The sequence below is a fragment of the Kitasatospora sp. NPDC057940 genome (assembly GCF_042887425.1).
Lineage (GTDB): Bacteria > Actinomycetota > Actinomycetes > Streptomycetales > Streptomycetaceae > Kitasatospora.
In genome coordinates, this window is sequence record NZ_JBHVPH010000006.1 from 345,658 (window position 1) to 357,655 (window position 11,998).

6 protein-coding genes and 1 rRNA gene are annotated in these 11,998 nt (G+C 72.3%); 5 read left to right on the forward strand and 2 right to left on the reverse strand.

Annotated features, from left to right (window positions below; translation table 11 throughout):
• Nucleotides 1-52: 52 nt before the first annotated feature.
• Together ACFVTF_RS13555 and ACFVTF_RS13560 are read left to right on the forward strand one after the other, a co-directional pair.
• Nucleotides 53-1,036 (forward strand): alpha/beta hydrolase, encoded by a 984-nt coding sequence (locus ACFVTF_RS13555; protein ID WP_387813171.1) that lies wholly within the window; start codon nt 53-55, stop codon nt 1,034-1,036.
• A gap of 387 nt (nt 1,037-1,423) precedes the next feature.
• Nucleotides 1,424-4,081, forward strand: coding sequence for a SpoIIE family protein phosphatase (locus tag ACFVTF_RS13560; protein ID WP_387813173.1), 2,658 nt, complete (start codon nt 1,424-1,426; stop codon nt 4,079-4,081).
• A 54-nt stretch (nt 4,082-4,135) separates the two neighbouring features.
• Here the strand turns inward: ACFVTF_RS13560 and ACFVTF_RS13565 are convergent, their stop codons facing one another.
• Both ACFVTF_RS13565 and ACFVTF_RS13570 read right to left on the reverse strand, forming a co-directional pair.
• The gene (locus ACFVTF_RS13565; protein ID WP_387813176.1) at nt 4,136-5,161 is read right to left on the reverse strand and encodes an alcohol dehydrogenase catalytic domain-containing protein; all 1,026 of its coding nucleotides are present in this window, start codon (nt 5,159-5,161) and stop codon (nt 4,136-4,138) included.
• Nucleotides 5,162-5,557: 396 nt separating this feature from the next.
• Nucleotides 5,558-6,685 carry an NADH:flavin oxidoreductase gene (locus tag ACFVTF_RS13570; RefSeq protein WP_387813179.1) on the reverse strand — a complete coding sequence of 376 codons (1,128 nt, stop codon included), beginning with the start codon at nt 6,683-6,685 and terminating at the stop codon, nt 5,558-5,560.
• 423 nt (nt 6,686-7,108) lie between these two features.
• Here ACFVTF_RS13570 and ACFVTF_RS13575 point away from each other — a divergent pair, with 423 nt between their 5' ends.
• The 3 genes from ACFVTF_RS13575 to ACFVTF_RS13585 form a co-directional block, all read left to right on the forward strand.
• Nucleotides 7,109-8,788, forward strand: coding sequence for a DUF885 domain-containing protein (locus ACFVTF_RS13575; protein ID WP_387813181.1), 1,680 nt, complete (start codon nt 7,109-7,111; stop codon nt 8,786-8,788).
• 270 nt (nt 8,789-9,058) lie between these two features.
• The gene (locus ACFVTF_RS13580; protein WP_387813183.1) at nt 9,059-11,239 is read left to right on the forward strand and encodes a DEAD/DEAH box helicase; all 2,181 of its coding nucleotides are present in this window, start codon (nt 9,059-9,061) and stop codon (nt 11,237-11,239) included.
• A gap of 667 nt (nt 11,240-11,906) precedes the next feature.
• Nucleotides 11,907-11,998: ribosomal RNA gene (locus ACFVTF_RS13585) — 16S ribosomal RNA — on the forward strand; the annotation flags it as partial.

The following is an 11,998-nucleotide window of genomic DNA, read 5'->3' on the forward strand; positions in this document are numbered from 1 at the left end:
TCTCCTCCTGAATCGTTTCCCCCCGAAACACCCCCCGAGAGCAGGAACGGCCATGCCCGCATCCCGTCAACTGATGGACCAGGAACTGAGCCTGGCCCTCGACGCAGTCCCCATGACCCCCAACGGCGCGTTCGACCTGACGGACCTCGCCGCAACGCGCGCGGCCTTCCGCGCGCAGGCCGAGGCCGCCGCCGACGCCCAGCCCGGCGACCCGTCGGTCACCATCGAGACGCACCTCGCGCGCCGAGCGGACGGCCCCGACGTACCGATCCGCCTCCTGCGCCCCACCGAAGCGCCCGGACCGCTGCCGGTCCTGCTCTGGTTCCACGGCGGCGGACAGGTCCTCGGCTTCGCGGCCCAGGACGACCCGTGGCTCACCCGGCTGGGCGCGAGCCTCGGCTGCGCCGTCGCCGTGGTCGACTACCGGCTCGCCCCCGAGACACCCGCCCCCGGCGCCGCCGAGGACGGCTTCACCGCCTACCAGTGGCTCGGCCGCGAGGCGGAGGCCCTGGGCCTGGACGGCACCCGCATCGGCATCGGGGGCCAGAGCGGCGGCGGAGGCGTCGCGGCGGCCACGACCCTCCTGATCCGCGACCGCGGCGGCGTGGCACCGCTGTTCCAATCACTCACGTATCCCATGCTCGACGACCGCAACCGCACCGCGTCGAGCCACGAGATCACCGACATCGGTATCTGGGACCGCTCGACCAACATCCTCGCCTGGCAGGCGATCCTGGGCGACCGCGCCGGCACCGACGACGTCTGCCCCTACTCCGCCCCCTCCCGCACCACCGACCTCAGCGCCCTGCCGCCCACCTTCATCACCGTCGGCGACCTCGACTGCTTCCGCGACGAGAACCTCGATTACGCCGCCCGTCTGCGGGCCCACGGCGTCCCGGTCGAATTCCACCTCTACCCCGGCGCCTACCACGCCTTCGACCTCATCGCCCCCGACTCCCGGCTCGCCACCACGTTCCACCAGACCTGGTCCAACTACCTCACCCGCCAGTTCCACACGGCTCCGTCCCCCGCCTGACAGCCGCGCCGACGACTGTTCGACCGTGGAGGAGACGAGAGGAGACGAGAGGAGACGAGAGGAGACGAGAGGAGGTGAGAGGAGGCGAGAGGCGAGAGGCGAGGGGAAACAAGAGGAGGCGGGAGGCGAGGAACGGCGTGCGCCCGGCCGGTCCCGTGGGGCGGGTGAGCCGTTCGGTGTCGCGGCGGGACACGCTGCCACCTGCGCTTCGCCCCCATCAGCGTAGTGTGGCCCGCCCGTGCGAGGGGCGCGGTAGATCATGGGTGTATGGCCAGAGACACGGGCCGCTCCTCCTGGCTGCCCCTGCGCCGATCGGGTAGCCGTCGTGAGCGGCGACACCCACGCTCAGCCCCGCGGGAGCAGTCGGCGCATCGTCTGTGGTCGGTGATGAGCATCCGGAGTGTCGCCGGTCAGATGTTCATCCTCCAGGTGCTGATCGTGCTGTTGCTCGTGGTGACGGCCGTGGTCGTGCTGCTGCTCCAGTCCCGCAGCGACCGGTTCGACGCGGCGCACGGCCGCACGCTCGCCGCGGCCCAGGCGTTCGCCCACGGTCCCGGCCTGGTGGCGACGATGCAGGGCCCCGACCCCAGCGCGGTGCTCCAGCCGCTGACCGAAGCGGCCCGCACGGCTGCCGGGGTCGACTTCATCGTGGTGACCGACCGCAACGGCATCCGCTACACCCACCCCGATCCGGAGCTGATCGGCAAGATGTTCATCGGCACCATCGCGCCGTCGCTGCACGGCCAGGTCACCACCGAGGACGTGCACGGGCCACTCGGCTCCGAGTACCAGGTGGTCGTCCCGGTGGAGGACTCCCACGGGGCGGTCGTGGGCATCGTCTCGTCCGGGATGAAGGTCTCCAACGTGAGCAGCGCGTTCAACCGCCAGCTGCCGGTCGTCCTGGGCGTCGGAGCCCTGGCGCTCGGCCTGGCCACGGCCGGGACGGCGCTGGTGGGCAGGCGTCTGCTGCGGCAGACCCGGGGCCTGGGGCCGGAAGAGATGACCCGGATGTACGAGCACCACGACGCGGTGCTGCACGCGGTGCGCGAGGGCGTGGCCATCGTCGGCGGCGACGGCCGGGTCCTGCTCGCCAACGACGAGGCGCGCCGCCTGCTAGACCTGCCCCCCGACGTGGAGGGGCGCCCCGTCGCCGACCTCGGCCTCGCCCCCCGCACGGCCGAACTGCTGATCTCCGACCGTGCGGTCACCGACGAGGTGCTCCCCGTCGGAGACCGCCTGCTGGCCGTCAACAGCCGCCCCACCGACAGCGGGGGAGGCCCGCCGGGCAGCGTCACCACCCTGCGCGACTCCACCGAACTGCGCGCCCTCGCGGGGAAGGCCGAGGTCGCCCGCAGCCGGCTCAGGCTGCTGTACGAGGCGAGCCTGGCCATCGGCACGACCCTGGACGTCCGGCGCACCGCGGAGGAGCTCGTCCGGACGGCCGCCCACGAATTCTGCGACTACGCCACCGTCGACCTCGCCGAGGCGGTCCTGGACGGCGAGGACCCGCGGGCCCTGGTGGTCGATGCCCCGGTGGAGCTGCGGCGGGTGGCGCTCGCGGGCGTCCGGGACGATTCGCCGCTGTACCCGCAGGGGGAGCTGGTCAGGTGGGGCCGGGCCACCCCGCAGGCGGCGGGTTTCGTCAGGGGACGCCCCACGCTGGTCACCGAGCTGGCGACCGACGCCGGCTGGCGCATGCAGGACACCGAGCGCACGCAGGCGGTGCTGGAGTTCGGCCTGGGATCGCTGATCGCCGTTCCGCTGTCGGCACGGGGTGTGCTGATGGGCATCGCCTGCTTCTGGCGCAGCCGTGACAGAGGCCCCTTCGAGGAGGAGGACCTGTCCCTGGCCGAGGAGCTGGCCGCCCGGGCGGCCGTGTCCATCGACAACGCCCGCCGCTACACGCACGAGCACACGATGGCCGTCACCCTCCAGCACAGCCTGTTGCCGCGCGCGTTGCCCGAGCAGAGCGCCCTCGACGTCGCCTACCGCTACCACCCCGCCCAGGCGGGGGTCGGCGGCGACTGGTTCGACGTCATCCCGTTGTCGGGCACCCGGGTCGCGCTCGTCGTCGGGGACGTGGTCGGCCACGGCCTGCACGCGGCCGCGACCATGGGCCGCCTGCGCACCGCGGTCCAGAACTTCTCCACCCTCGACCTGCCGCCGGACGAGCTCCTCGGACACCTGGACGAACTGGTTGCCCACATCGACCAGGAGACGGCGGCGGCCGAGGGCGAGCTCGCGATCACCGGCGCCACCTGCCTCTACGCCATCTACGACCCCACCACCGGCGTCTGCGTCCTGGCCCGGGCGGGCCACCCGCCGCCCGCCCTCGTCCACCCGGACGGCACGGTGGAGGTCCTCACCCTCCCCGCCGGTCCGCCGCTCGGCCTGGGCGGGATGCCCTTCGAGGCCACGGAGGTGCGGGTGCCGCAGGGCAGCAACCTGGTCCTCTACACCGACGGCCTCATCGAGGACCGCACCCGCGACATCGGTGTCGGCCTGGACGTCCTCACCGCCACCCTGGCCCGCGCCGACCGGTCGCCCCAGGAGATCTGCGACGCCGTGCTCGACGCCCTGCTGCCCGTCCGCCAGACCGACGACATCGCCCTGCTCGTCGCCCGGACCCGGGTGCTGGCGCCCGATCGGACCAGCGAGTGGGACGTGCCCGCGACCCCCGAGGCCGTGGGCCGGGCGCGGGCCGAGGCGACCAGGCAGCTCACCGAGTGGGGCCTCGAGGAGGCCGTGTTCGTCACCGAACTGGTGCTCAGCGAGCTGGTGACCAATGCCATCCGCCACGGGACCGAACCGATCAGGGTGCGGCTGCTGTACGACCGCACGCTGATCTGCGAGGTCGCCGACACCAGCAGCACCGCCCCGCACCTGCGCTACGCGGCCGCCGAGGACGAGGGCGGCCGCGGGCTGTTCCTCGTCGCCCGGCTCGCCGAGCGCTGGGGCGTGCGCTACACCCCCTGGGGCAAGATCATCTGGGCCGAGCAGTCGCTGCAGCCGAGCGCCTCGATGGCCTGGCCCGTGATCGAGTAGCCCGAGAGCCCGAGTCAGAGTAGCCCTGGGAGGGGGCGTGGCGGCCGAGCCGGGTCAGCCGGTGGTGAGCACCATCCGGAAGCGGGCCTTCCCGGCGAGCATCTTCTGGTACGCCTCCTCGGCGTCGTCCAGCGGCACGGTCTCGGTCATCGGGCGGATGCCGTGCAGGGCGCTGAACGCCATCGTGTCCTCCACGTCCTGCGCGGTGCCGGACGGGTGGCCCCGGACGACGTTGGCACCCATGAGCAGTCCGGCCGGACTGATCGCCATCGGCGAGGTGTCCGCCCCGATCACCACCAGCTCCCCGCGGGGGGCCAGCCCGTCCAGGGTGGACGCGATGGCCTCGGAGTTGCCGGCGGTGGCCAGCACGGCCCTGGCGCCGCCGAAGGACTGCAGCGCCTCGGCGACCGGGGTGCCGGCGGTGCTGTCGACGTAGTGGTGGGCGCCCAGTTGCTCGGCGAAGCCGGCCTTCTCGGCGCCCCGGGCGATCGCCACCGTCTCGAAGCCCATCGCGACCGCGTACTGGACCCCGAGGTGCCCGAGGCCGCCGAGCCCGAGCACCGCGACCAGGTCGCCGGGCCGGGCGCTGCTGCGCCGCAGCCCGTTGTACGTGGTCACGCCCGCGCAGGCCATCGGCCCGGCATCGCCCGCCGCCAGTTCGTCGGGGATCCGGGCCAGCGCGTCGGCGGGCGCGATCACCTTCTCGGCGAAGCCTCCGTCGTACGCCCATCCCGGGACCTTCAGGTTCCGGCACACGATGAAGTCGCCCTGGCGGCACGGCTTGCAGTGGCCGCAGCTGCCGCCGAACCAGCCGACCGCCACCCGGTCACCGATCTGCCATCCACGGTCCCGGGTGCCTTCGCCGAATTCCTCGATGTGCCCGGCGATCTCGTGTCCGGGCACCTCGGGGAACGAAACACCCGGTAGCGCGGCGTTCACGAAGAGTGTGTCGGAGTGGCAGACGCCGCACGCCTCCACGGCGATCCTCACGTGGCCGGGTCCCGGCTGCGGCACCTCTCGCTCGGCCGGGTGGAGCGCACCGCCCGGGGCGGTCGCCTGCGCCACTCGATAGGTACTCATGATCAGCGCTCCTCCGGGAAGATGGTCAGCGCTCCTCCGGGAGGTCGTCGCCGTGCGTCGGCAGGCTGCTCAGGGGCCCGTCCGGGAGGTCCTTTCTTCACCATAAGGCCGCACGGTCCGCCGCGCAGGGCAGGGGGAGCCGCAGGCCGAGGAGGCATTCGGCCGGTTCGGCGGGGTGAGTTGGCGGTGCCGGCCCTGATGACGGCCCGTGAGGCGGACCGGGGGCCGCCACCGGCGCCACGGCCTCGTCCGTGTCGGCTTCGTCCGAAAACACCGCCCGCGCAAGCTCGTTGACGTCTCGTTCTGCCGACGCGGTCCGGTGGCGCTCCGAAGGGACCCGGCCCCGCTGTACTTGCCGCTGTACCTGCCGCGCGGCCGGGTCCTCGGGGGCCGGGGTCAGCTGAGGGTGCGGAGCGCGTCGGCGTCGTAGGGGCGCAGCTCGGAGTGGCGGCCGGAGAGGACCTTGGCGGCCCACTGCGGGTCCTGGAGGAGGGCGCGGCCGACGGCGACCAGGTCGAACTCGTCGCGCTCCAGCCGGTCGAGCAGGTTGTCGATGGCCTGGATCGGGGAGCCCTCGCCCCTGAAGGCACCGACGAAGTCGCCGTCGAGGCCGACCGAGCCGACGGTGATGGCGGGGCGGCCGGTGAGCTTCTTGGTCCAGCCGGCCAGGTTGAGGTCCGAGCCGTCGAACTCGGGGACCCAGTAGCGGCGGGTCGAGGCGTGGAAGGCGTCGACGCCGGCCTCGGCGAGCGGGGCGAGGATCGCCTCCAGCTCCTGGGGGGTCTCGGCGAGGCGGGCCTCGTAGTTGTCGGACTTCCACTGCGAGTAGCGGAAGATCACCGGGAACTCCGGGGAGACGGCCGCTCGCACCGCGGCGACGAGCTCGGCCGTGAACTTCGTCCGGGCCACCGGGTCGCCGCCGTAGGCGTCGGTGCGGCGGTTGGTGCCCGCCCACAGGAACTGGTCGAGCAGGTAGCCGTGGGCGCCGTGCAGCTCGACGCCGTCAAAGCCGATCCGCTCGGCGGCCGCGGCGGCCTCGGCGAACGCGCCGATGACGGCGTCCAGATCGGTCCGGGTCATCGCCCGGCCCGTTCCCTCGGTGCCGTCCAGCCGGATCCCGGACGGGCCGACGGCGGGCGCGTCGGCGAACGGCGGGTCGCCCTGCCGGCGCACCATGCCGATGTGCCAGAGCTGCGGCACGATGGTGCCGCCCGCCGCGTGGACGTCCTCGGCGACGCGGGCCCAGCCGGCCAGCTGCTCCTCGCCGTGGAAGCGCGGGATGTCGTCACTCTGGCCGGCGGACTCGTGGCCGACGTACGTCCCCTCGGTGATGATCAGGCCGACGCCCGAGGCGGCGCGGCGGGCGTAGTACGAGCGCACGTCCTCGCCGGGCACGCCGCCCGGGGAGAACCTGCGCGTCATCGGTGCCATCGCGATGCGGTTGGGAACGGTCAGTCCGTTGAGCGTGACGGGCCGGGACAGGATGTCGGCCGCGCGGGAGGCTGCGGGCTCGGTGACGGTCATGGGATCCCTCGGGGGTACCGGTGGCGTGCGCCGGGGCGGAATTGGTTGCCTGTGCAAACAACCGGGGCGGCCCCCGCATTTCGCCGACCGCGCGAAACCCGCTGTGATCAGCGCCACTGCGCGCCGGAGGAGGCGGCCGCCTCGTTGGGCTCAGTCGTTCGTGCCTGGCCGTTCGTGCCCGGCCGTGGCCCAACCCGTCCGCTGCGGTGCGGACTTGGCGGCGGCCCGGGGCGGGCGGGCGGACCCTGGCTACAATCACGACGTGTTCGACGGCATGAGGGCTTCCGCCGGCGCTCCGGACTGGTCCACGTCGACTTCGCGACGTAGCGACTTTCCGGCGCACCGGCTTCCCTGCGCAGCGGCGCACCCCGAAGGCCTCCTACGCCTGGTAGCGCGACCGATCGCCGACCGAAGGAGCTGACGATGACTCCACGACAGATCGCCGACGACTACGTGGCCCGGGTCGCCGCACACGATCCCGTCACCTCCACGTCCCTGGGCCTGGCCCCGGGCGACGACCGGATGCCCGACCTGTCGCCGGACGGCGTCGAGGAGACGGTCCGGCTCGCGCGGGAGGCGCTGGCACGTCTGGACGCCGTCCCCGAGGCCGGGCCCGACGGGGATCCGGCGGAACTCGTGTGCGCGCGGCTGCTGCGCGAGCGGCTCGACGCCGAGGTGCGGGTGCACGAGGCCGGCGAGAACTTCCGCGCCGTGCGGAACCTGCACACGCCGGTGCACCAGCTCCGGGGCATCTTCACGATGATGCCCACCGCCACCGACGACGACTGGGCCCCGGTCCTGGGCCGGCTGCGCAACCTGCCCGCCGCGCTGGACGGCTACCGGGCCACGCTGGCGGAGGGCGTCGCCCGCAAACTGCTCGCCGCGCCCCGCCAGGCCGACGTGCTGTGCGCGCAACTCACCGCGTGGACCGGCGAGACGGCCGGCGGCCCCGGCTGGTTCGCCGAGTTCGTCGCCCCCGCGCCGCAGCGGCTCCGCCCCGAACTGGACAATGTTGCGAACGAGGCGACCGCCGCCGTGGCCGCGTTCCGGGACTGGCTCCGCGACAGCTACCGGTCCGCTGCGGAAGGCACGCCCGACGCCGTCGGCCGTGAGCGCTACCTGCTCGGGGCCCGCCGGTACACCGGCGCCTCCCTGGACCTGGACGAGACCTACGCCTGGGCCTGGGAGGAGTTCCACCGGGTCTGGGCCGAACTGCGCACGGAGGCCGAACGGGTGCTGCCCGGCGCCACCGTCCAGGAGGCCCGGGCCCACCTGGACGAGCACGGACACACCGTGCACGGCGCCGAGCGGATGCGCGGCTGGCTGCAGCAGATCACGGACGACGCGATCGAGGCGCTCGACGGGCGCCACTTCGACATCACCGGCCCGCTGCGCCGGGTCGAGACCAGGATCGCCCCGGCCGGCAGCGCCGCCGCACCGTACTACAGCGGGCCGAGCCTCGACTTCGCCCGCCCGGGCCGGACCTTCCTCCCGCCGGCCAACGGCGACGCGCAGGAGCGGTTCCGCACCTGGCGGCTGGTCAGCACCTGGTACCACGAGGGCGTTCCCGGGCACCACCTGCAACTCGCCTCGTGGACCGCGGCGGCGGAGCAGCTGTCCCGCTACCAGGTCACCCTCGGCAAGATCAGCGCCAACGTGGAGGGCTGGGCCCTGTACGCGGAGCGGCTGATGGACGAGCTCGGCTTCCTCACCGATCCCGGACGCCGCCTCGGCTACCTCGGCAAGCAGATGATGCGCGTCGCCCGCGTCATCGTCGACCTCGGCATGCACCTGGAGAGCGCCGTTCCGGCGGGCTCCCCGTTCCACCCGGGCGAGCGCTGGACCCCGGAGCTGGCCACCGCCTTCATGGCCGACTACGTCGGTCTGACGCCCGCCCACCTGCACAGCGAGATCGTCCGCTACCTCGGCCTGCCCGGCCAGGCCATCGGCTACAAACTCGGCGAGCGCGCCTGGCTGGCCGGCCGCGAGGCGGCCCGCCGCCGGCTGGGCGCCGACTTCGACCTCAAGCGCTGGCACATGAAGGCCCTGCGGCAGGGCTCCCTGGGCCTGGACGACCTGGAGGCAGGCCTGGCAGCGTTGTGACCGCCGGCTGACGGCCGTGTGCCCGCCGTCGATCGAGACGGACGCCCGGACGCCCGGACGCCCGGACGCCCGGACGCCCGGGCGTATGGACGTACGGGCGTACGGGCGTATGGATGCACGGACGCACGGACGCACCCGGCCCGGAGGCTCCGCCGGGGCTGTGGGCGGCCGGGGGTGGTCGGGAATCCGGGGCGGTCGGCGGTGCCCGGATGGAATCATGTGGACGCCCGGAGAGGGCACCGCATGGTCGAGTCGGGACAGGAGCCGTAGGTGGGAGAGAGACAGCGGGCCGTCCGGAAGCCCAAGGTCGTGCTGGCGGACGGGGAACGGCTCCATGCGGTCGCCCGCGCGGTCGTCGACGATCACCAGGGGGCTGTCGAGCACGTACGCCGGGCCGCGGCCGGTCTGCGGGGCCGGTTGGTCCGCGACGAACTGGACGCCATCCCCGTGGCCCGGCTGAAGGACGTCACCGAGGGGCGCCTGCGCGTCGGAGCGTTGGAGGCCGCCGGGATCAGGACCGTGCGGCAGGTGGTGGACGCCACGCCCTACACGCTCCAACTGCTGCCCGGAATCGGAGCCCAGAGCGCTCTCCAGGCCATCGCCGCCGCCGGGCAGATCGCCCGGGCCGCCGAGCAGGCCGTGGCGATCCGGCTGGACGTCGACCACCAGGACGCGGCCGGCACCGCGCTGGTCGTCGCACTCCAACGGCTGGTCGCCGCCGGGCCCGATGCGAGACGGGCCAGGGAGCTGGCGGAGCGTGTCGCCGACGAGGCCGCCGCCCTGATCGCCGCCGCCCAGCCGGCCCGGGGCGTTGTCAGAGGCCTGTTCGCCGGGCGGCAGCGCCGGCAGGAGGCGTTCGCCGCGGTCGACCGGTTGGACGCCCTGCTCGCGGAGACGGAGGACCGAGGAGCGTCCCTGCTCTTCGCCCAGGCGTCGGTGGACCTCCTCCGCCCACCGGCCACGGACATCGAGGCCTGGGCGGAGTTCGAAGTCCGCTCGGCCGAGTTCTACGGCGTCCTGGGCGAGTTCGCCGGATCCGGCTCCGACGGGCTCACCGCCTCCGAGGGTTTCCTCCCGGAGAGCCTGTCGGACCGGGTCCGGGCCGAGCCGCTGGACGACACCTGGTGCACGGTCTCGCTCCGCGGCTACCAGGCGTTCGGTGCCCGCTTCGCCCTCGCACAGAAGCGGGTGATCATCGGCGATGAGATGGGCCTCGGGAAGACGATCCAGGCGATCGCCGCGCTCGCGCATCTCCGGGCGCACGGGAGCGCACACTTCCTCGTCGTCTGCCCGGCCAGCGTCCTCATCAACTGGACCAGGGAGATCGAGTCGCGCAGCACGCTGAGGGCATTCCGGTTCCACGGCCAGGAGCGGGAAGCGGCGCGCGCCGAATGGCTCGGCAGCGGAGGCGTCGCCGTCGTGACCTTCGACGGACTCCGTCGCCTGGAGGTCCCGGAGGACGTCACGGTCGGCATGGTCGTGGTGGACGAGGCCCACTACGTCAAGAACCACAGCACGAAGCGCTCCCAGGCGGTGGCCGGGTGGACCGACCGCGTCGACCGCGTCCTGTTCCTCACCGGCACCCCGATGGAGAACCGGGTGGAGGAGTTCCGGAACCTGGTCCGCTATCTGCAGCCTGATCTTCTGCCCGGAATCCACAGCAGTTCGGGTGCCGCAGGGCCGACATCGTTCCGCAGGGCCGTTGCACCGGCCTACCTGCGTCGCAACCAGCGGGACGTCCTGACGGAGCTCCCCGACGTCGTTCACGTCGACGAATGGGAGGAACTGTCGGCGTCCGACCTCGCCGCCTACCGCTCGGCGGTCGCCGAGGGGAACTTCATGGCCATGCGCCGTGCCGCGTACGCGGACCCGGAAGGGTCGGCGAAGTTGCTGCGGCTGATGGAGGTCGTCGACGAGGCCGCGGAGAACGGGTTGAAGGTCGTCGTCTTCTCGTTCTTCCGGGATGTCCTGCGGGTCGTCCAGGACGCTCTGGGGCAGCGGGCCTTCGGCCCGCTCGACGGAGGCCTGGACGCCGTCCGGCGGCAGGACGTGGTGGACGAGTTCGCCGCCGTGCAGGGCCATGCGGTGCTGCTGAGCCAGATCCAGGCCGGCGGTGTGGGACTGAACGTCCAGGCGGCGTCGGTCGTCATTCTCTGCGAACCCCAGGTGAAGCCCACCCTGGAGAGCCAGGCGATAGCCAGAGCCCATCGAATGGGCCAGGTCCGGCGGGTGCAGGTGCACCGCCTGCTGGCCGTGGACAGCGTCGACCAGCGGATGGTGGAGATTCTTCGCGCGAAGAGCCGGCTGTTCGACGACTACGCGCGCCGCAGTGACGTGGCCGAATCGACTCCTGAAGCGGTCGACGTCTCGGAGCAGTCGCTGGCTGCGCTGATCGTGGAGGAGGAACAACTGCGCCTCGCCCGGACGGCCGCCAACGGTGCTGCGACCTGACGCCGTGGCCGGGGGGGCGGTCGCACGTCCGTCGCTCGACGTTGCGGCGGGGGCGGTCGGGGCTGGGGCTGGGGCTGGGGCTGGGCGTTTGTTTCGGGCACTGAATTGGGGGTACTGTCTCCCAGTCGCTCGGCAGGGAGCACCGGACACGCATCGGCGCGGACGGTCCCGGGGCGGCCAATCCTCTGAAATACCACCTCCTGGTCCGGGCCGGGTCGCGTCCTGTCGCGGCTTGGTTCCTATTCGGCGTGCTTGTTTTATCGGATTGCGGCCGATTCGCTTTTCGGAGCGGGGCTCGGTTAAAGTTTGAAACGTCGGACGGGGCATAAAGCCGCAGAAGACACCAGCGAGTTGGATGAACGAAGCGCCGGAAAACGGAGCGGAAAACATCTGATAAGCTGGGAACACGAAAGAACGAAGCGCCCGGAGGGCCCGCTGGAAGGCGGTCCGAAGGAAGTGTCCGTTCCTTGAGAACTCAACAGCGTGCCAAAAGTCAACGCCAGATATGTTGACATCCCCGGCCTCAGAATCTTCTGGGGTTGGAGATTCCTTTTGAAGTAAAACACTAGCGAGGACGCAGTGCGCGGGGCCGCCCTATTCCGGTGGTTGCCGTGCCGCTCAACGCGAGTGCCGCCCAGTGCTTTTCATTAGGCACTGCGGGTAGACATTCACGGAGAGTTTGATCCTGGCTCAGGACGAACGCTGGCGGCGTGCTTAACACATGCAAGTCGAACGGTGAAGCCCTTCGGGGTGGATCAG

What these genes read in the sequence shown, in the direction of transcription:
- ACFVTF_RS13555 (WP_387813171.1), top strand. Translation starts at nt 53, where the DNA reads ATGCCCGCATCCCGTCAACTGATGGACCAGGAACTGAGCCTGGCCCTC.
- ACFVTF_RS13560 (WP_387813173.1), top strand. Translation starts at nt 1,424, where the DNA reads ATGAGCATCCGGAGTGTCGCCGGTCAGATGTTCATCCTCCAGGTGCTG.
- ACFVTF_RS13565 (WP_387813176.1), bottom strand. Translation starts at nt 5,161, where the DNA reads ATGAGTACCTATCGAGTGGCGCAGGCGACCGCCCCGGGCGGTGCGCTC.
- ACFVTF_RS13570 (WP_387813179.1), bottom strand. Translation starts at nt 6,685, where the DNA reads ATGACCGTCACCGAGCCCGCAGCCTCCCGCGCGGCCGACATCCTGTCC.
- ACFVTF_RS13575 (WP_387813181.1), top strand. Translation starts at nt 7,109, where the DNA reads ATGACTCCACGACAGATCGCCGACGACTACGTGGCCCGGGTCGCCGCA.